General features: G+C 67.0%; 18 protein-coding genes. 8 read left to right on the top strand and 10 right to left on the bottom strand.

Annotated features, from left to right (window positions below; translation table 11 throughout):
* Window positions 1–12: 12 nt before the first annotated feature.
* The 3 genes from A5699_RS06930 to A5699_RS06920 all read left to right on the top strand — a co-directional run bounded on the left by A5699_RS06930 (window position 13) and on the right by A5699_RS06920 (window position 3121).
* Window positions 13–633: a maleylpyruvate isomerase family mycothiol-dependent enzyme gene (locus A5699_RS06930; RefSeq protein ID WP_067767335.1), complete on the top strand. Its 621-nt coding sequence runs from the start codon at window positions 13–15 to the stop codon at window positions 631–633.
* 457 nt (window positions 634–1090) lie between these two features.
* Window positions 1091–2272: a serine hydrolase domain-containing protein gene (locus A5699_RS06925; protein WP_369806667.1), complete on the top strand. Its 1182-nt coding sequence runs from the start codon at window positions 1091–1093 to the stop codon at window positions 2270–2272.
* A gap of 51 nt (window positions 2273–2323) precedes the next feature.
* Window positions 2324–3121, top strand: coding sequence for a hypothetical protein (locus A5699_RS06920; RefSeq protein WP_067767330.1), 798 nt, complete (start codon window positions 2324–2326; stop codon window positions 3119–3121).
* A 73-nt stretch (window positions 3122–3194) separates the two neighbouring features.
* On the opposite strand, the gene A5699_RS06915 is transcribed toward A5699_RS06920, so the two are convergent.
* From A5699_RS06915 to A5699_RS06900, 4 genes are read right to left on the bottom strand one after another with little or no spacing between them, the layout of a single operon-like run.
* A complete protein-coding gene (locus A5699_RS06915; RefSeq protein ID WP_067767327.1) occupies window positions 3195–4853 on the bottom strand; it encodes a sodium:proton antiporter in 1659 nt (552 codons plus the stop codon).
* Between the two features lie 37 nt (window positions 4854–4890).
* Entirely contained in the window at window positions 4891–5685 is a 795-nt protein-coding gene (locus A5699_RS06910) for an Fpg/Nei family DNA glycosylase (protein ID WP_067767324.1), read from the bottom strand.
* 2 nt (window positions 5686–5687) lie between these two features.
* Window positions 5688–6161, bottom strand: a complete 474-nt coding sequence (locus A5699_RS06905) for a ribose-5-phosphate isomerase (protein ID WP_067767507.1) — start codon at window positions 6159–6161, stop codon at window positions 5688–5690.
* 39 nt (window positions 6162–6200) lie between these two features.
* Window positions 6201–6809 (bottom strand): DsbA family protein, encoded by a 609-nt coding sequence (locus tag A5699_RS06900; protein ID WP_067767321.1) that lies wholly within the window; start codon window positions 6807–6809, stop codon window positions 6201–6203.
* A 305-nt stretch (window positions 6810–7114) separates the two neighbouring features.
* Between A5699_RS06900 and A5699_RS06895 the strand changes: the two genes are divergently transcribed.
* The 3 genes from A5699_RS06895 (at window position 7115) to A5699_RS06885 (ending at window position 10591) form a co-directional block, all read left to right on the top strand.
* Window positions 7115–7522 (top strand): DUF732 domain-containing protein, encoded by a 408-nt coding sequence (locus A5699_RS06895; RefSeq protein WP_067767317.1) that lies wholly within the window; start codon window positions 7115–7117, stop codon window positions 7520–7522.
* Window positions 7523–7560: 38 nt separating this feature from the next.
* Window positions 7561–10158, top strand: coding sequence for an aminopeptidase N (gene pepN / locus A5699_RS06890; RefSeq protein ID WP_067767315.1), 2598 nt, complete (start codon window positions 7561–7563; stop codon window positions 10156–10158).
* Between the two features lie 91 nt (window positions 10159–10249).
* Entirely contained in the window at window positions 10250–10591 is a 342-nt protein-coding gene (locus A5699_RS06885; RefSeq protein WP_082957611.1) for an HNH endonuclease, read from the top strand.
* 87 nt (window positions 10592–10678) lie between these two features.
* Here the strand turns inward: A5699_RS06885 and A5699_RS06880 are convergent, their stop codons facing one another.
* Genes A5699_RS06880 through A5699_RS06870 form a run of 3 tightly spaced genes read right to left on the bottom strand, consistent with a single transcriptional unit; the run spans window position 10679 to window position 12073 of the window.
* A complete protein-coding gene (locus A5699_RS06880; protein ID WP_067767312.1) occupies window positions 10679–11149 on the bottom strand; it encodes a DUF5130 domain-containing protein in 471 nt (156 codons plus the stop codon).
* The gene (locus tag A5699_RS06875) at window positions 11136–11369 is read right to left on the bottom strand and encodes a hypothetical protein (RefSeq protein WP_067767309.1); all 234 of its coding nucleotides are present in this window, start codon (window positions 11367–11369) and stop codon (window positions 11136–11138) included. Before A5699_RS06875 ends, A5699_RS06880 begins: the two co-directional genes overlap by 14 nt.
* Before the next feature lie 59 nt (window positions 11370–11428).
* Window positions 11429–12073, bottom strand: a complete 645-nt coding sequence (locus tag A5699_RS06870; protein ID WP_067767306.1) for an HNH endonuclease — start codon at window positions 12071–12073, stop codon at window positions 11429–11431.
* 144 nt (window positions 12074–12217) lie between these two features.
* Here A5699_RS06870 and A5699_RS06865 point away from each other — a divergent pair, with 144 nt between their 5' ends.
* Both A5699_RS06865 and A5699_RS06860 read left to right on the top strand, forming a co-directional pair.
* The gene (locus A5699_RS06865) at window positions 12218–12622 is read left to right on the top strand and encodes a globin (protein ID WP_067767304.1); all 405 of its coding nucleotides are present in this window, start codon (window positions 12218–12220) and stop codon (window positions 12620–12622) included.
* The gene (locus A5699_RS06860; RefSeq protein WP_067767302.1) at window positions 12622–14202 is read left to right on the top strand and encodes a glycoside hydrolase family 13 protein; all 1581 of its coding nucleotides are present in this window, start codon (window positions 12622–12624) and stop codon (window positions 14200–14202) included. The genes A5699_RS06865 and A5699_RS06860 overlap by 1 nt, the downstream gene beginning before the upstream one ends.
* 46 nt (window positions 14203–14248) lie before the next feature.
* Here the strand turns inward: A5699_RS06860 and A5699_RS06855 are convergent, their stop codons facing one another.
* The 3 genes from A5699_RS06855 to A5699_RS06845 are packed head-to-tail and all read right to left on the bottom strand — an operon-like array spanning window position 14249 to window position 20180.
* Complete coding sequence (locus A5699_RS06855; protein WP_067767299.1) at window positions 14249–14914, bottom strand: hypothetical protein; 666 nt, start codon at window positions 14912–14914, stop codon at window positions 14249–14251.
* The gene (locus tag A5699_RS06850; RefSeq protein ID WP_067767501.1) at window positions 14911–15273 is read right to left on the bottom strand and encodes a thioesterase family protein; all 363 of its coding nucleotides are present in this window, start codon (window positions 15271–15273) and stop codon (window positions 14911–14913) included. The genes A5699_RS06855 and A5699_RS06850 overlap by 4 nt, the downstream gene beginning before the upstream one ends.
* Before the next feature lie 44 nt (window positions 15274–15317).
* Window positions 15318–20180, bottom strand: coding sequence for an NAD-glutamate dehydrogenase (locus tag A5699_RS06845; protein ID WP_082957605.1), 4863 nt, complete (start codon window positions 20178–20180; stop codon window positions 15318–15320).
* Window positions 20181–20269 lie beyond the last annotated feature (89 nt).

Raw genomic sequence — 20269 nt, 5'->3', positions numbered from 1 at the left:
TCAGGGCTGGGGATGAGGCTCAACGTCCGCGCACTCGCCCTCCGAGAACGCCTGCAGTTCGCCGACCTGCTCGACGGCCTGACTCCCCAACAATGGCAGGCACCGACATTGTGCGCGGGCTGGACCGTCCGCGACGTCGTCGCCCACACCGTCGCCTACCTCGGGCAGAGCCGGCTGAGCCTGACTGCCGCGATGCTGGCCGCTCGCGGGCGGGTCGACCGACTCAACGACCGTGCGCTGCTGGCCGCCGCATCCGGGCCCGACGAACTGCGCGCGCGCATGAGATCGGGTGCCGAGCCGTCGGGCGCGGGCGCGCTATACGGCTGCCGGGTCGCGCTCATCGAATGCCTGATTCATCAACAGGACATCCGGCATCCGCTTGGGTTGCCTCGCGTGCTTTCCACAGAAGCGCTGTTCGCATCACTGACCTACGCGCGGGTCAGCCCGGTGATCGGCGGTGCCTGGCGCACCAGAGGTGTGCGGCTGATCGCGACCGACCTCGACTGGTCAGCCGGCCGCGGGCCTGAGGTCCACGGTCCGGGAGAGGCGTTGCTCCTGGCGATGACCGGCCGCGCCCAGGCTGTTGCCGCCGAGCTGTCCGGGCCGGGTCTGGCCGACCTCTGTCGGCGATGACCACGCCGATTTCCACCTGAGGGTCGTGGTCCGACGAGATCGACGACCCTGGCGTAGAAGTCGGCGTAAAGGTACGCAACCGCTGCACGTCGCCGCGCCGATTTCCACCTCAGGGTCGTGGTTCGACAAGATCAACAACCCTGGCGTCGAAATCGGCGTAAAGGTACGCAACCACCGCACATCGCCACGCCGATTTCTACCTGAGGGCCGTGGTCCGACGAGATCGACGACCCTGGCGTAGAAGTCGGCGCGGCAAACGGCGCCGATAACGGCAAACACAAACGGCAACCATCACGGCCCCATCTCGAATGGCTTGCGATCCATGCCGTGGGGGATGCTCATTGGTTGCGGTCGGCCTACCGTGAGTAACGGGTGGGGTCCACCAGCCGATCTTGAACATGAGGCGCGTCGAGTTTCGCGCATCGCCGCCGTAATGCCGCACCTGTGCAGGAGCCGTATGCCCGTAATGAGCCGCATCGCCGGCACGTGCGCACCGGAGTTCGACGGCGTCCGGCAGGCCTTCGAATCGAACTTCGTCGAGCGCAGTGAGGTCGGTGCCGCGGTCGCGGTCTTCGTCGAGGGCGATCTGGTGGTCAACCTGTGGGGCGGATCGGCCGACGCCGCCGGCACCCGGCCCTGGCAGCACGACACCTTGGCCAGCGTGTATTCCGGATCGAAGGGCCTGGCGAGCACCTGCATCCACCTGCTGGCCGACCGCGGTGAGATCGACCTGAACGCCCCGGTGGCCCGGTACTGGCCCGAGTTCGGCCAAGCCGGAAAGCAGACCATCACGATTGCGATGGTGCTGGGCCACCGTTCGGGTGTGATCGGCCCGCGCGAACCGATGGACTGGCAGCAGGTGACCGACTGGGACGCGGTCTGCACGCGGATCGCGGCCGCGACGCCCTGGTGGCCACCGGGCAGCGCACAGGGCTACCAGGTGGTGACGTTCGGGTTCATCCTCGGCGAGGTGGTGCGTCGCGTCACCGGCCGCACGATGGGCCAGTACCTACGCACCGAGATCGCCGAGCCGCTGGGCGCCGACATCCACATCGGGCTACCGGCGGCCGAACATCATCGGTGCGCGGAGATGGTGAACAAACCGTCGGTGCGCAGCCTGCTGGCCGACAACGGGGTCAACGAACCGCCGGGCTCGCTCGGTGACCATCCGATGGCCGGCTGGGCGGTGTCGATGGACTTCGTGCCCGACGATGAGTTGGGTGTGCACGCCATTGATGCCTGGCGCGCAGCGGAGTTCCCGAGCACCAACGCACATGTGTCCGCGCTCGGCATGGCGACGTTCTACAACGCTCTGGCTCAAGAGAAACTGCTCAGCCGCGAGCACATGGAACGGTGCCGGGTCTCTCAGGGCGGCTACGACGCCGACGTGGTCCTCGGCCCACGAGTGGCCGATCACGGTTGGGGCCTGGGCTACATGCTCAATCAGCGAGGCGTGGCCGGACCCAACACCGGCACGTTCGGGCACGGCGGTTCGGGTGGTTCGTTCGCGTTCGTCGACCTGGAGCACCGGATCGGCTACGCGTACGTGATGAACTATTTCGACGCCACCAAGTGCAACGCCGACCCGCGGACCGTCGCGTTGTCCAATGAGGTTTACTCCGCTCTCGGCGTAATTTGAGTTCGCTCTTCAGACCGGGTTTCGGCATTTCCCGTCGGTACGCTGGGTCCCATGAACGGCGTCTTGCTGGTCCTCATCGTCCTCGTCATCGCCGCGATCGCGTTCGCTGTCTACAGCTCGTCGCAGGCGAACAGCCGCCGTTCCGCGGAGTCACTGGCCGACGCCAAAGCTGATGCCCGCCGGCTGATCGAGCGTCTCGGCGGGCAGGTGCTCAACCTCACCGGCTCCGACGATGCGTCCAAGCAGGCCATGGCCGATGCCTCCGAGCGCTACACCGCAGCGTCGTCGCAGATCGATCAGGCCACCACGGTCAAGCAGGCTGCGCTGGCCAAGGAGAGCGCCATCGAGGGGCTGTACTACGTGCGCGCGGCCCGCACCGCGATGGGCATGGATCCGGGTCCGGAGCTGGAGTCGTTGAGCGGGCAGCGCTCGGCCGGCGCCGTCACCGAGGACCGGCGGATCAACTTCGAGGGCCGCGAGATCGAGGCCTCCCCCACGCCCTCGCAACGCACGCCGAACTACTACCCCGGCGGCCGGGTGGCCGGACGGCCGGTGCCCGCCGGCTGGTATTCCGAACCATGGTGGAAGCCGGCTCTGGTGGCCGGCGCGTGGGGCCTGGGTTCAGTGCTGCTGTTCGACGCGTTGTTCTCGGGCATGCACGGAGTCGACTACGGCGCCCAGGGCTTCGAAAGTGGTTACGGTGACGGCTATTCCGACGGTTTCGCCGCGGGCCAGGACGGCGGTGACGCCGGCGGCGACTGGGGTGGTACCGACGCCGGCGGCTGGGACGGCGGCGGGTTCGACGACGGTGGTTTCGGCGATTTCGGTGGAGATTTCGGCGGCTTCTGACCCCTGCCGAGCAGACGCAAACCCTGACATTTTCATGCGAACAGGTACCGGTTTGCGTCTGTTCGCGTGAGGGCTAGAGGCGGCTCTCCAGTCGCGCCGACACGCCGGCCTCCTGCAGATCGAGACGCTCCAACATGGCCCGCACCGCCTCATCCTCGATCCGGCCCTCGTCACGCTCGGCGATCAACGCGCCCCGTTGGGCCGCGAGTACATCGCGATAGAGACCCGAGAACACCGCGGCCCGTTTGGTCAGTGCTTCAGGATCGGGCATCTCGTCGGCGTCCTGGGAATGCCGTGCGATCACCGCGCGAATCTCGGTCACCACACCGGGATCCAGGCCTTCGGGAGGGTCGGCCTCGAACGCGTCGAGCACCTCGTCGGCCGCGTCATGTACCACTTGCTCGGCCTTGATCTCCTCTGCCCGGTCCGCGGCGTGGTCGTCACAGAACCGCGACAGGTTGAGCTGACGGATCAGCAACGGCAGTGTCCAGCCCTGGATCAACAGGGTGCCCACGCTCACCGCGAAGGCGATGGCCTGGATCGTGGCGCGTTCGGGAAACGGTTCGCCTGAGGCGGTGGTGACCGGGATCGCGGCAGCCGCGGCCAGGGTCACCACGCCGCGCATCCCGGTCCAGGACACCACGACGTTCTCCCGCCAGCTGAGCGAGCGGCGGTCGATCATTCTGCGCCAGCGCGCCTTGGGTTTTCGCGTACGCGTACCGGGGGTGGAGAACTTGCTCTCCACGTGGCTGGACAGCTTGTTGCGTCCGAACATCAGGAACACCGACAGCGGGCGGATCACCAACACGATCAGCAGGACGATGATCGAGGCCACGGCGACCACCGCCAACGATTCGTGGGCCTCGTTGAGATCCTGCAGCACGAAACGCAGATGCAGCCCGATGTAGGCGAACACGAACGCTTCCAGCAGCACGTCCACCGAATTCCAGACATAGCGTTCCTGCAGGCGCGTCTGGTAGCCGGCACCCATCGCCCCGTTGCCCACGACGAAGCCCGCCACCACCACTGCCAGCACACCGGAGGCATGGAACTCCTCGGCGGTGATGAACGCGGCGAACGGAACCACCAGTCCCTGCACGGTTTCCAGTCCCGGGTTGTCCAGGTGCTTGCGGATCCACAACGTCACATAGCCCAACAGCGCACCGACCAACGGCCCGACCGTGGCGCTATACCCGAACAACAGAAACGGATTCTCGATGAAAGTGTGGCTGCCGGCCACTTGGGCTACGGCGATGGAGAACAGGGTCAGCGCGGCCGCGTCGTTGATCAGGCTCTCGCCGGTGAGGATGGCCATGACCCGCTTGGGCAGGCCGAGCTTGCGTCCCACCGCGACGGCGGTGACGGCGTCGGGTGGCGCCACGATGGCGCCCAGCACCAACGCCAACCCGAACGTCAACGGCACCAACACCAACCACGACGACACCGCGGCCACCGCGAAGGCCGTCACGACGACCAAGCCGACACCGAGACCCAGGATCGGGCGGATGTTGCGGAAGAAGGTGGGGAACGAGAAGTCCAGCGCCGCCGAATACAGCAGCGGTGGCAGCACCACCGTCAGCAGGATGTGCGAATCCAGTTCGGGGGGTTCGAAGCCGGGGAGGAACGATACCGCGCTGCCGATCACCACGATGATCAGTGCGGGTTCCATCCCGCGCCGATGTGCGATTGCGGTGACGAGAATGGCTCCGACGACGACGAGGATCAATTCCACCCGACGATTGTCCCGTGCCGTCGTCGTGGCCGCGCAGTCAGACCTGGCAGCCGGGACACCAGAACAGGTTGCGGCCCTCCAGTTCTGCGGTGCGAACCGCTGCGCCGCACACCCGGCAGGCCTCGCCGGCGCGGCGATAGACATACGTGCGGGGCCGGCCAGGACCGTAGGACGGGGCACCGTGATCGTGTTCGGGACGGATGACGACGATCTTGCCGCGCCGTACCCCGACGTTCATCAGCGCCACGAGATCGGCCCACATGTCGGCGAACTCGGCCTCCCCCATCTGCGTACCGAGTCGGTAGGGATCGATGTGGTGGCGGAACAGCAGCTCGCTGCGGTACACGTTGCCGACCCCGGCGATCACTGACTGGTCCATCAACAACGCGCCAATCGACCGGCGGGACTTGCTGATTCGCGCCCACGCCAACGCCGGATCGGCGTCCTTGCGCAACGGGTCGGGACCGAGGCGGGCCACCACGTCGGCAATCTCGGGCTCGGCGATCACTTCACAGCGGGTCGGGCCGCGCAGGTCGGTGCCGTACTCGGCACCCACGATCCGCATCCGCACCTGCCCCACCGGTACGCCCAGCGGGACCGGCGCTTCGGTGAAGGTTCCGTACAGGCCGAGGTGGATGTGTACCACCCGGCCACCGTCGTAGTGGTGGAACAGGTGCTTGCCCCAGGCCGAGGCCTTCGTGAAAATGTGCCCATTCACCGCGGCCGCACCGTCGGCGAAGCGGCCTTGGGGACTGGACACCGCCACCGGCGCCCGGCCGAACCTCTTCTGGTGCAGCCGGGCCAGGCGGTGCAGGGTGTGCCCTTCGGGCACGGTCAGGCGCCGGGAACCGGCGGGGCCACGTGGTCCTTCTCGTAGGCGGCCAGGATGTCGATCCGGCGCTGGTGCCGCTCGGCTTCCGACCACGGGGTGGCCAGGAACGCGTCGACGATGGCCAGCGCCTCTTCGGTGCTGTGCATGCGGCCACCGATGCCGATCAACTGCGCGTTGTTGTGCTGGCGGGCCAATTCGGCGGTTTCGACGCTCCAGGCCAGGGCGCACCGGGCACCGGGGACCTTGTTCGCCGCGATCTGCTCACCGTTGCCCGAGCCGCCGAGCACGATGCCCAGGCTGCCCGGGTCGGCGACGGTCTTGACGGCGGCCGCGATACAGAACGCCGGGTAGTCGTCCTCGGCGTCGTAGCTGAAGGCGCCGCAGTCCACCGGCTCGTGGCCGTTCTTGGTGAGGTGCTCAAGGATCGCTTGCTTGAGTTCGTAGCCGGCGTGGTCGGCACCGAGGTAGACGCGCATGCCGGCCATTCTCGCAGACGAACCTTGGCACACTTCGCCTCAGTCGAACTCGGGGCGCTCGGTGCGGGTCCGCTTGAGCTCCCAGAAATGCGGGTACGACGCGAACGTCACCGATGCGTCCCACAGCTTGCCGGCCTCTTCGCCGCGCGGGATCTTGGAGAGCACCGGACCGAAGAACGCCACACCGTTGACGTGGATGGTCGGGGTGCCGACGTCCTCGCCGACGGCGTCCATGCCGGCATGGTGGCTCGTGCGCAGCGCCTCGTCGTATTTGTCGGTGGTGGCCGCCTCGGCCAACTCTGCGGGCAGCCCGACCTCCTCGAGGGCCTGTGCGATGACCTGATCGAGGTCCTTGTTGTCCTGGTTGTGAATTCGCACGCCCATCGCGGTGTAGAGGGGGCTCAGGATCTCCGGGCCTTTGAGCTGCTCGGCAGCGATCGCGACGCGCACCGGACCCCAGGCCCGCTTCATCAGTTCCTGGTAGTTCTCGGGCAGGTCCCGGCCTTCGTTGAGGACCGCGAGGCTCATCACGTGGAACTGCACGTCGATGTCGCGCACCTTCTGGACCTCCAGGATCCATCGCGACGTGATCCAGCACCACGGGCACAGCGGGTCGAACCAGAAACCGGCTACATCTTTCTGAGCCATCAATACGTCCTCTCGATGTGGTTCACGGCACAACTGCGTTCAGCACAACTGTGCACCCTCGCCGACATGTTCCCGATCTCCGGTAACTATTCCCGGCGTTGTTCCGACAACCATTTCGTCAACCTTTTCGACAACGCTGTCGTCTCGGTGTCTACTTGCACGTACACGTCACGACAGCGACACAGGAAACGCATAGTGCGCGAACTTTTACCGAACCGTGTTGTTCCTGTGACCCTGGTCAACAACTGTGGCCAAAGTGAGCAGAGCGCCCCAAGAGTTCTGCGTGATAGCTGAGGAGCTTTGATATGGCCGTTCGCGCTCTACTGACCACCGCAGGGGCCGTCGCCGCCGCACTGGCGTTGGCTGTCCCCGCACAGGCCGATCCGGCTCCTCCGGTCCCGATCGACCCGACCGACAACTCGTTCCTGACCGCGCTGAACGACGCCGGCGTCGGCTACGGCGATCCCGGCGCCGCCGTCCAGATGGGCCAAGACGTCTGCCCCATGCTGGTCGAGCCCGGTAAGGATTTCGCGTCCGTGGCCTCCCAGATGCGTGGCGACGGCGGCATGTCGCCCCAGATGGCCTCGTTCTTCACCGGGATCGCCATCCAGATGTACTGCCCGCAGATGATGTCGTCGATCAGCGACGGATCCATCCTGAACAACCTGGGCGCACTGAACGGACTGGCCGGCCTGGCCGGCTTCCCCCAGTAGCCCGGGTCCCGCGGCCGTCCAGCCACTAGGTTGGACGGGTGGCACTTCCCAATCTCACCCGCGATCAGGCCGTCGAGCGCGCAGCCCTGATCACCGTCGACAACTACCGCGTCGTCCTGGACCTCACGGACGGTTCCGGCAACGGCAATCCCGGCGAGCGCACCTTCCGGTCCACGACGACCGTGACGTTCGATGCCCTGGCCGGCGCCGAGACCTTCATCGACCTGGCGGCCGACAAGATCCACAGTGCGACCCTCAACGGCAAGGCGCTGGACGTCTCGGCCTACGACGAATCCACCGGCATCGCACTGACCGGACTGGCCGCGCAGAACGTGCTCGTGGTCGATGCGGACTGCCTCTACTCGAACACCGGCGAAGGTCTGCACCGTTTCGTCGACCCGGTCGACAACGAGGTCTACCTCTATTCACAGTTCGAGACCGCCGATGCCAAGCGGATGTTCACCTGCTTCGACCAGCCTGACCTCAAGGCGACGTTCGACGTCCAGGTGACCGCGCCCGCGCATTGGCAGGTGATCTCCAACGGGGCCACGGTATCGGCCGAGCGTGCCGGTGCGGTGACCATGCACACCTTCGCCACCACGCCGAAGATGAGCACCTACCTGGCGGCGCTGATCGCCGGACCGTATGCGGTGTGGCGCGACACGTATTCCGACGCCCACGGCGAGATCCCGCTGGGCATCTTCTGCCGGGCCTCGCTGGCCGAGTTCATGGATGCCGAGCGGCTGTTCACCGAGACCAAACAAGGTTTCGGCTTCTACCACAACAACTTCGGCGTGCCCTACGCCTTCGGCAAGTACGACCAGTTGTTCGTGCCGGAGTTCAACGCGGGCGCCATGGAGAACGCCGGCGCGGTCACGTTCCTCGAGGATTACGTCTTCCGCTCCAAGGTGACCCGGGCCTCCTACGAGCGCCGCGCCGAGACCGTCCTGCACGAGATGGCGCACATGTGGTTCGGCGACTTGGTCACCATGCAGTGGTGGGATGACCTCTGGCTCAACGAGTCCTTCGCGACGTTCGCCTCGGTACTGTGCCAGGCCGAGGCCACCGAATACGACACGGCCTGGACGACTTTCGCCAATGTGGAGAAGTCCTGGGCCTACCGCCAGGACCAGCTGCCCTCGACCCACCCGGTGGCCGCCGACATCCCGGATCTCGCCGCTGTCGAGGTGAACTTCGACGGCATCACCTACGCCAAGGGCGCAAGCGTTTTGAAGCAGCTCGTGGCCTACGTCGGCCTGGAGGAGTTCCTGGCCGGCCTGCGGGACTACTTCCGCGACCACGCCTTCGGCAACGCCACATTCGGCGACCTGCTCGGGGCCTTGGAGAAAGCGTCCGGCCGCGACCTGTCCGGCTGGGGCCAACAATGGCTCAAGACAACAGGTTTGAACACCCTGCGGGCCGACTTCGACACCGACGAAGCGGGCACGTTCACCCGGTTCGCCATCGCGCAGTCGGGCGCGGCGCCCGGCGCCGGAGAGACCCGCGTGCACCGACTGGCGGTTGGTATCTACGACGACGATCCGGCCGGCTCGGGCAAGCTCGTCCGGGTACATCGCGAAGAACTCGACGTCGAGGGCCCCTTGACGGATGTTCCTGCGCTCGTTGGCCTTTCGCGCGGAAAGCTGGTTCTGGTCAACGACGACGACCTGACCTACTGCTCGCTGCGGCTGGACCCGGCCTCGCTGTCGACGGTGCTGTCCCGCATCGCCGACATCGCCGATCCCCTCCCCCGCACCCTCGCCTGGTCGGCCGCGTGGGAGATGACCCGCGAGGCCGAGATGAAAGCCCGCGACTTCGTGGCGCTGGTGATGGGCGGCGTGCACGCCGAAACCGAGGTCGGGGTAGCACAGCGGCTTCTGATGCAGGCACAGACCGCGCTGGGCTCCTACGCCGACCCGGAGTGGGCCAGAGAAACCGGTTGGCCGGCCTTCGCGGATGCGCTGCTCGATCTGGCCGGCCGGGCCGCCGCGGGCTCGGATCACCAACTCGCGTTCGTCAACGCGCTGTGCGCCTCGGTGCTGTCACCGAATCACGTCGCCGTGCTGTCGACGCTGCTCGACAACGAACCTGCCGCGGTGAACCTGCCCGGCCTGGTGATCGACACCGATCTGCGCTGGCGGATCGTCACCGCGCTGGCCCGATCCGGTCAGGTCGATGCCGACGGCCCCGAAACGCCGTTCATCGACGCCGAAGCCGAGAACGACCCGACGGCGGCCGGCAAGCGTCATGCCGCAGCCGCCTCGGCGGCCCGGCCTCAGGACGAGGTGAAGTCCGCGGCGTGGCAACAGGTCATCGAGGACGACGCGCTGGCCAACATCACCACCCGCGCGATCGTCGGCGGGTTCGTGCAGCCGGGCCAAAACGAATTGTTGACGCCGTTCACCACGCAGTACTTCGCGGCCATCTCCGGGGTGTGGGCCCGGCGGTCCAGCGAGGTCGCCCAAACCGTCGTGATCGGGCTCTACCCGTCCTGGGACATCAGCCAGAACGGATTGGACGCGGCCGACGCCTTCCTGTCCGATCCGGAGGTGCCGCCGGCGCTGCGGCGACTGGTGGTGGAGGGCCGCGCCGGGGTGGAGCGCGCCTTGCGGGCCCGCGCCTTCGACGTGAGCTAGGTCCCTGTGCACCGCGAGCGTGCGGGTCTGCTGCCCGACACGCCGTGCCAGAGCAACATTCTGCGCGCGCTCGCGGTCATACGCTGTGCCGGTGGCGGTCAGTAGAACCCGCGCGGCACGGGCTGCCCGCAAACGTAAGCGCCGGATGGACCTCGTCGTCCACGATCTCACCGACGATCAGTGGGAGACGATCCAGACGGCGTGGGGCGGATGTGCCTACTGCGGCAGGGCCGCGGGGCCATTCCAGAAGGACTGCGTGATGGCCATCTCGCGGGGCGGTCGGTACACCGCGGACAACGTGGTGCCGGCCTGCGCCTCGTGCAACGCCAGCAAGTGCAACTTCGAGGTCAGCACCTGGATGCGACGCAAACGACTCGACGAGCGCGCGTTCCTGACGCGGTACGTGGAGATCAGAGCTCAACTGACGGAGTGACCCGTCCGGCGCGAGCGTGCGTAAAACGCCGACCGCGAGCGGCGTGTCGGCAACAGACACGCACGCTCGCGGTGCGGATGGAACTGACTAGGCGGGTGAGACGCCGGCCGACAGCACACGCACGGCGCTGATCAGACCGTCGATCAAATTGCCTTCCTTGAAGGAGGCGGCCGCCGCCGAGACGCCCAGCGGGGCGACCTCTTCGATGCCACGGCCTTTGACGTCGGCGCCGTAGACCACCTCGATCGCGTGCTGGTCGGGTGAGACCGCAAGCAGCACCGCGTTGTTCGGTGTGGGCACCTTGGCCAGGATCTCGCGTGCCGTGGCGGCGGTGTCGGTGCCCAGGTTGCCGATGTAGACCGCGAACCTGGCCTTGGCCGCGCGCGAGCCGTACTTGAGAGCGTCGTCGAGCACGACGAGGTCCATCGTCGGGAAGGGGTAGTGCACGGACAGTTCACCGGGCTCGGTGACCCCGGAGATCCGACCGCTGTAGGTCAGGGCGTAGCCGTAGGGCAGCTCGACGTCCTTGGTCGTGGTCGCAATGTCACCACTTGCCACTTGCGCCGCCTCCGATCGTCACGCCATGGGAATCATGCCCGCCGTGCCCGTGGGCCTGCGGCTCCTCGGCGGCCCACAGGATGGGCTCGTGGGTCCACGGCTCGGACATCTTGTAGGTATCCGGGTGCGGTCCCTTGCGGGGCAGGTAGATCAACGCCAGGACCACGAACAACACCAGCGGAACCCCTCCGAGGAGGGAATGGGTAAGTGCTGTGCTCACGCGCAAACCGTATCAGCCGCACCACCGCGACGCGCCGAGAGTGCCCAGCAAGTCGGCTGTCAGGCCGCCCCTTCGCCGAGATACCGCACCCACGCCGGGTCGAGTTCTTTGATCGTCGACAGCAGCCGCCAGTGCTGGCCCTTCGGCGGCATCGGTACACAGCGCAGGTTCCACCCGAGCTCGGCCAGCAACCGGTCAGCCTTGCGGTGGTTGCACGGCCCACAGGCAGCCACACAGTTCTCCCAGGAGTGCTCGCCACCGCGGCTTCGTGGGATCACGTGGTCGACGGTGTCGGCCCGCCCGCCGCAGTACGCGCACCGGAACCGGTCGCGGTGCATCAGGGCGGCCCGCGTCATCGGGATCCGGGCCCGATACGGCACCCGGACGAAGGTGCGCAGCCGGATCACCGACGGGACCACGATGGTGCGGGTGGCCGAGTGGATGACCGGGCCTGCCGGATCGTCGTGCACCACGTCGGCCTTGCCGCACATCACCATGATCACCGCGCGTCGCAACGGCAGCGCGGTCAGCGGTTCATAGGTCGAGTTGAGCAGCAGTACCCGGCGGCGCCCCCACAGGGAGGCATCGCGAGTCGTGGTGGGGAGGGTCTCGACGGTGTGGAGCGGACGATTGGGCACATGCGGTCCCGCGGGCCCGGGGATGTGGCCGGTCCGTCGCATATGGCTTTTTTTGCTGTGCGCCATGGAGCCTCCGAGGAGACAGTCCACCACGGATCCGACGGATGTGCACGAAAATTCTTCGGGTGTGCGCAGGTCAGTCGGATGAACACCCGGTGACCAGACCACAGTGACCGGCGGCGGCGGCTTGCTCGGCCACAATGGACCACAATGAACGACGTGACTCAGGTACAGCGATCTTTCTACGACGAAGTCGGTGGCCACGAGACGTTCGCAGCGATCGTGTCGCGGTTTTACCAGCTGGTACGCGAAGACGAGATCCTGCTGCCGCTGTACCCCGAAGACGACATCGACGGCGCCGAAGAGCGGTTGCGCATGTTCCTCGAGCAGTACTGGGGCGGCCCGCGCACCTACTCCGACCAGCGGGGCCACCCGCGGTTGCGGATGCGCCACGCGCCGTTCCGGATCGGTTACCTCGAGCGCGATGCCTGGCTGCGGTGCATGCACACCGCGGTGGCGTCGATCGACTCCGCGACACTGGACGAGCCGCACCGCCGCGCGCTGTTGGATTACCTGAACATGGCCGCGGACTCCATGGTGAACTCGGCGTTCTGATGCGCCGGTGGTGGGCGGACGCGGTCTTCTACCAGGTCTATCCCCGCTCGTTCGCCGACAGCAACGGTGACGGGGTCGGTGATCTCGACGGGGTGAGCGCCGGGCTCGATTACCTCGCGGCGCTCGGCGTCGACGCGCTGTGGCTCAATCCGGTGATGGTGTCGCCGATGGCCGATCACGGTTACGACGTCGCCGACCCCCGCGACGTCGATCCGCTGTTCGGCGACATCGCCGCGCTGGACCGGTTGCTCGACGCCGCGCACTCCCGCGGCATCCGCGTCACCATGGACCTGGTGCCCAACCACACCAGTTCGGCGCACCCGTGGTTCGTCGAGGCGCTGGCCGATCCGCGTCGCCGCGACCGCTACATCTTCCGTGACGGCCGCGGCCCCGGCGGGGTGAAGCCGCCGAACAACTGGGTGTCAGTGTTCGGCGGCCCGGCCTGGACCCGCGTCACCGAAGCCGACGGCCGGTCCGGCCAGTGGTATCTGCACCTGTTCGATCCGGCCCAACCCGACCTCAACTGGAACCACCCCGAGGTGTTCGAGGACCTGGAGAAGACGCTGCGGTTCTGGCTCGACCGCGGTGTCGACGGATTCCGCATCGACGTGGCCCACGGCATGGCCAAGCCACCCGAATTGCCCGACATGGTTGTCACCGACAGCGCGCTGCTGCGCAACAGTGACGATGACCCGCGGTTCGACAACGACAGCGTGCACGATATTCACCGGTTCATCCGCACGGTGCTCGATGACTACCCCGACGCCGTGGCCGTGGGCGAGGTGTGGGTGCACGGCAATGAGCGCTTCGCGAAGTATCTCCGTCCCGACGAGTTGCACCTCGGCTTCAATTTCCGTCTGGTACAAGCAGATTTCGACGCCGCCGAGGTGCAGGACGCGATCCTCAACGCGATGGCCGCGGCCGACCTGGCCGGTGCGACGCCGACGTGGACGTTGTCCAACCACGACGTGGAGCGCGAGGTCACCCGTTACGGCGGTGGTGCCATCGGGTTGGCCCGGGCCCGGGCGATGGCCCTGGTGATGTTGGCGCTGCCGGGCGCGGTGTTCGTCTACAACGGCGAGGAACTCGGGCTGCCCAATGTCGAGTTGCCCGACGAGGTGCTGCAGGATCCGGTGTGGGAACGCTCCGGTCACACCGAGCGTGGGCGTGACGGCTGTCGGGTGCCGATGCCGTGGTCCGGCGATGCCCCGCCGTTCGGGTTCTCCTCGAGCGCCGACACCTGGTTGCCGATGCCGGCCGAGTGGGCAGCGCTGACCGTGCAGCGTCAGCAGGCCGATCCGGCGTCGACATTGGAGTTCTACCGCAGCGCAATCGGATTACGTTCCAGCCGTGCGGAATTCGGTGGTTCCTCGGTCGAGGTGACGAGCGCGAACGGACTTCTGAGGGTGCGGCGCGCCGGCGGCCTGATATGTGTGCTCAACACCGGCACAGCTTCGGTGGCGCTGCCGCCCGGCGAGATCCTGTTGAGCAGCGGCGCACTGGTGGACGGTCTACTCCCGCCCGACACCGCCGTGTGGATCGTGCCCCATTCCTCACCGCGAGCAGACGCAAACCAGTAGTTTTCCACGCGAAAAGGTACGGGTTTGCGTCTGCTCGCCGAGGAAATCAGCCGAGGATCAGGGCGGCGGAGTCGCGACGGCGATACACCGAGCCGAACCGGGCATCGATCCGCAGCCAGGACGGGTGCGCGCGGACCCGCACGATCTCCTGCTCGCTGACCTGATTGCCGGTCTGGGGCAGAAAACCCATGGCGGTCAAGGCGAATACGCAACGCATCGGCACACCTACGGTGAAATCGCCTGCGCTGACTGCGATCACCTCCTGGTCCAGGAGCGAGGCCGGCGGACCGTGGGCGCTGCCGTGCTCGCGGGCCAACGCCCCGCCCTGTTGCGCGAGGTCGAGCATCACCCGGGCCGGCACGTCGTCGAGGTGGACGAAGCCTTCCTCGGGAGGCAGTCCGCCGCGCCAGGCCGAATCCATTGGGAAGCCGGGGTCGATGTATCCGCCCTGTCCCCCGGCCAAACCGGACAAGCCGGCCGCCAGGGCGTCGGCGCCGGCCGAGAGATCCGCCGGGCGCAAACGCCCGGCCACCACCCGGCTGGCCAGGACCTCCAGCCCGGTCGCCACCCATGCGATCACCGAACCTGGGCCGCGCTCACGCAACCGCACCACCGCGGCACTGTCCAACCGCAGGGCACGGTCCACGAACGTCGCGAAATCGTCTCGATCACGCGGGTTTTCGATCCACAGGCCGCGCTCGGGGGCGGTCATCGCAGATAGCGCTCCAGGTAGGCGCGTTGCTCGCCCGTCAACCGTTCGAGTCGTTGTTCGGCGATGTGCACGGCGGCCAGCTGGGTTTCACCGATCACCGATGGTTTGGAGTCGGGCGCGGCGTTCACCGACCGCACCTCGTAGCCGATGGTGAAGTCGACGGCCCGCACCCGCTTGGACCACATGGTCACCTGCAGTGGTGAGTCCACCAGCCGCAGCTGGCCCTTGTAGGAGATGCTGACGTCGGCGATCAACAGGCCGATGGTGTCGATGGTGGGCCCGAACGGCTCACGCAGGAACGGAATCCGAGCCTCTTCGAGGATGGTCACCATGGTTGCGTGGTTGATGTGCTGGTACATGTCGATGTCCGACCAGCGCACGTGCACCGGCGCTACGAAGCCTGTCACCCAGTTGTTCCCGTTCCACTAGTACGTGTCATGCTGCGGATCTGCCGCGCGGCCACCGACAGCGTCGCCAGATCCTGCTCACCATCTTGGTATATCTCGGTCAGCGTGCGGCGGGCGCGGGTCACCCGGGAGTTGTTGGTCAGCTCCCACTCGGAGATCTTCTCCTCACCGGTCTCCTCCGGTTCCCCGACCGCCAGCACGTCGAAGCACAGCGCCCGCAACGATCCGTAGATGTCGTCACGAATTGCCAACCGCGCCAGGGAATGCCAGCGATCCTCCCGGCTGAGTCGGGATACCGCCGTGAGCAGCCCATCGGCCCCGAGATGATCCATCAGGGTGAAGTAGGTGTCGGCCACCTCGACGGGGTCACGGTCGACGATGTCGGAGATGTCGATCACGTCGAGCAGGCTGTACTGATACAGCCCGGTCGCGACCGCATAGGCCAGGTCCTCGGGCACCCCTTGCGAGGCGAATTCACCGGCTTCCTTGTCGACGATGGCCTTGTCGTCGCCGCGCAGCCATTCGGGCATCCGCGGGCGTAGGGTCGCGACCTTCGCGGCGAACCGGTTGATCTCGGCGCCGACGGCCAGCGGTTGCGGACGGTAGTTCAGTAGCCAGCGGCCGGCCCGGTCCACCAGCCGGCGCAGGTCCAGCGTCATCCGATCGGTCACCGCAACCGGCACCCCATCGTCGCCGGCGGCCCGGATCCGGCGCCACACCTCGCCGATGCCGAAGATGGCGTCGGTGGCGACATAACTGCGCAGTGCGTCGACTGGGCCGACACCGACATCCTCGGTGATCCGGTAGGCATAGCTGATGCCGCTGGTGTCGACGAGATCGTTGACCAGCATCGTGGTGACGATCTCCCGACGCAGCTGGTGCGAACGGATCTCACTCGTGAACTGCTCACGGAGCTTCTCGGGGAAATACTGCGGCAGCCGGGAGGCGAACACCTCTTGGTCGGGCAGGTCACTGGCCAGCACGTCGTCCTTGAGTGCGAGCTTGACATGGGCCATCAGTGTGGCCAATTCCGGTGAGGTCAAACCGATCCCGGCATCGGCACGGCGCTGGATCTCCTTCTCCGACGGCAGCGCCTCCAGCTCCCGGTTGAGCCCGCGGTTGACGACGAAGTCCTTGATCATCCGGGCGTGCACCGAGAGCAGCCCGGGCGCGTTGGCGCGGCTGGTGCCCATCAGGTCGTTCTGATCCTTGTTGTCGGCCAGGACCAGGTCACCGACCTCGTCGGTCATCGACAGCAACAGGTCGGTGCGTTCCTCGGGACTGACCTTGCCCGCCGTCACCAGCGAGTCGATCAGGATCTTGATGTTGACCTCGTGATCGGAACAGTCGACACCGGCGGAGTTGTCCAGGGCATCGGTGTTGATCCGACCACCGGCCAGGTTGAACTCGATACGTCCCAGTGAGGTCACGCCGAGGTTCCCGCCCTCGCCGATGACCTTGGCTCGCACCTCGTTTCCGTTGACCCGAATCTGATCGTTGGCACGATCCCCGACGTCGGACTCGGCCTCGGCCTTGACGTAGGTGCCGATGCCGCCGTTCCACAGCAGGTCCACCGGCGCCTTGAGCACCGCTTTCATCAGGGCGGGCGGCGTGAGTTCCTCGATGTCCTCGTCGAGTCCGAGGGCGGCGCGCGCTTGCGGGCTGATCGGGATGGACTTCTGCTGCCGGCTGTAGACGCCGCCGCCCTCGCTGATCAGCTCGGAGTCGTAATCCTCCCAGCTGGACCGGGGCAGCTCGAACAGCCGCTGGCGCTCTGTCCAGGACGCGGCGGCGTCGGGGTTGGGGTCGAGAAAGATGTGCCGGTGGTCGAAGGCGGCGATCAGCCGGATGTGCTTCGACAACAACATTCCGTTGCCGAACACGTCACCGCTCATATCGCCGACGCCGACAACCGTGAAGTCCTGACTCTGCGTGTCGACGCCCATCTCCCGGAAGTGGCGTTTGACCGATTCCCAGGCCCCTTTGGCGGTGATGCCCATGGCCTTGTGGTCGTAGCCGATGGAGCCGCCCGAGGCGAACGCGTCACCCAGCCAGAACCCGTAGGACTTGGCGACCTCGTTGGCGATGTCGGAGAAGGTGGCCGTGCCCTTGTCGGCCGCAACCACCAGATAGGCATCCTCCCCGTCGCGGCGCACCACATCCGGTGGGGTGACGACGGCGCCGGTCTGCTTGTCGACGTTGTCGGTCACGTCGAGCAGCCCGGAGATGAAAAGTTGGTAGCACGCCACCCCTTCGGCGCGGGTCGCCTCGCGGTCGGCGGTGGCGTCACCGGTGAGCTGCGGCGGCCGTTTGACCACGAATCCGCCCTTGGCTCCGACGGGCACGATGACGGCGTTCTTCACCGCCTGGGCCTTGACCAGACCGAGGATCTCGGTGCGGAAGTCCTCGCGACGATCCGACCAGCGCAGTCCGCCGCGGGCCACGAACCCGAACCGCAGGTGCACACCCTCTACCCGCGGCGAGTACACGAAGATCTCGAACTTGGGCCGTGGCAGCGGCAGTTCGTCGATCAACCCGGGATTCAGCTTCATCGCCACCGCACCGCGTTGCCGAGCCGACTCCGGTTTCCGGACAAAGTAATTGGTGCGCAGGGTGGCCTGGATCAGGCTCGCGAAGGCCCGCAGCACACGGTCGGTGTCCAGGCTCACCAAGGCGTCGATGTCGGCGGCCACCGCAGCGGCGGCCCCTTGGGCGTCCCGGGATCCCGCCGTGTCCTCCGACGGGTCGAACAACGCCTCGAACAGCTGCACCAGCGAGCGGGTGGTGTGCGGGTTCTCGTTGAGCACCGACTCGATGTGTGACTGGCTGTACGGAAATCCGGCCTGGCGCAGGTATTTCGCGTAGGCGCGCAGGATCACCACCTGCTGCCAGGTCAGGTCGGCTCGCAACACCAGTTCGTTGAAGCGGTCCACCTCGACCGAGCCGTGCCAGATCGCGGTAACCGCATCGGCGAATCGCTGCGCGGTGGTCTCACGGGAGGCGGCGTCGGGCGACTCGGGGATGCTGCGGTGTCGGGCAACCTTGAACTGGTAGATCCAGACCGGCAGTCCGTCGGCGCGACGCACGGTGTAGGGCCGTTCCTCCAGCACCACCACACCCATCGACTGCAGCATCGGCAGCAGCTCACTCAGCGAGGCCGACTGTCCACCCAGATACCAGGTGAGTTGCGCCGGTGCGCCATCCCCGGCCGTGTCACTCTCACTGAAGACAAGTTTGACCGAGTTGTCTTGCAGCCCTTCGATGATCGCGATGTCGGCGATCGCATCCGCCGGGGCGACGGCCTGCTTGTAGTCCTCGGGGAACGCGGTGGCGTAGTGCTCGACGGCGGCACGGCTCAGCTCGGCGTCGGCCGCCGCACTGGTCAGCCGGTCACCCCAGTTGCGGGTGGCCTCGGTCAGCAGATTCTGGATCCGGTTCTCGTTCTCGGTGGAGGTGTCCACGGCGCCGGGCGACGTGCCGCCGGGCAGACGCACCGCGAAATGGACGACGGCCCAAGGTGACTCACTAACCCGGGCGGAGTAGTCGATGCTCTCACCGCCGAGCTCGCGCACCAGGATGTCCTGCATCTCCAGCCGCACCGCAGTGGTGTACCGGTCGCGCGGCAGATACACCAGGCAGGAAACGAAATGGGCGAGCTGATCGGCGCGCAGGAACAACAGGGTGCGGCGACGCGACCCGAGGTCCACCACGGTCAGGGCCATGTCCAGCAGCTGCTTGGAGCTCAGCGCGAAGAGCTCGGGGCGGGGAATCGTCTGGATGATGTCGCGCAGCAACTGACCGGGATGGCTGGGGTCGCGGCGGGCCATGGCCAGCGCCTCCTCCACCCGTCGCGAGATCAGCGGGATCTCCAGCACATTGGCGTTCGTCGCAGCCACGGTGAACAGGCCGACAAAACGGTGCTCGAGGACCCGGGCACCGCCTTCGCGCACCACGACGATGTAGGGGTTGGCGCCGTACCGCACATAGCTCGGCAGGGTGGCTTGGGCCAGCACCATCAGGTCGTCCTCGGCGGTCAGCGGCGGCAGCACGTCCTCGCGCAGCTTGAGCACCCCCAGCCGGCTGGCCGTATCGACCACGGCCTTACCGTCGTCGATCCCGCATTGCTGATAGCCGAGCAGCACGAAATGTCCGTCGGACAACCAACGTAGGAGTGCCGCGACATCCCGGCGGTCGGTGTTGGGGAAACGTCCTTCGACGTCGGTGGCCACGTCGTTGGCCAGGCCGTGCAGCGCCGCGCCCATCGCCGCGGAGTCCAGCCCGATCTGGCGGGCGTCGGCCAGCACGCCGGGCAGCAGCCGAACCACCTCGGTGAGTGCCGGGCCGTCGGCCGCCCCACTGACCGGGACCAGGATCCAGCACTCGTCGACGCCGTCGCTCCCGGTGGCCTCGGCCGCGGGCCGGAAATCCACCAACTCACCGTCAGCGCCGCGACGCACCCGCAGCACCGGGTTCATGATCGCCGGATAGGCGACGCCGTGGCGGTGCAGTAAGACCGTCACCGAATCGACCAGCATCGCGGCCTGCTCGGTGACGATCTGCAGCGCGGGCCCGGAGTCGTCGTCGCCCGGGTACACCGAGACCTTGGTCTCCCCCGGTGCCCGGTCGCTGCCGAGTTGGAGGTGCGCGGCCACGAGCGCGTCAGACAGATCGGAGACCGGCCGGTCGGCGGCACCGACCGGCTGCGGTCCGGTGGCGACCATCCCGGACCCGTCGCCCGACGGAGCGCGGTAGGTGGACCGGAAAGCCACAGACAGGCGGTGGACCGCGTCCGGCGGTGGCTGCCGTCGATCCCGGTCGCTGATTTCCTGCCTCCGAACAGCTTCCGGCTTGGCCGTCATACGGATCACTCCTGACTTCCGCCCACACACCGGCATTGGTGCATAGCCGACATTAGTAGCGTCGACGACCCCCCTGCGCCCTTTAGCTC

It is taken from the genome of Mycobacterium sp. E802 (genome assembly GCF_001666875.1).
Taxonomy (GTDB): domain Bacteria; phylum Actinomycetota; class Actinomycetes; order Mycobacteriales; family Mycobacteriaceae; genus Mycobacterium.
The sequence above is the reverse complement of the archived record's forward strand: the minus strand, read 5'-3'. Positions and strand labels throughout refer to the sequence as shown.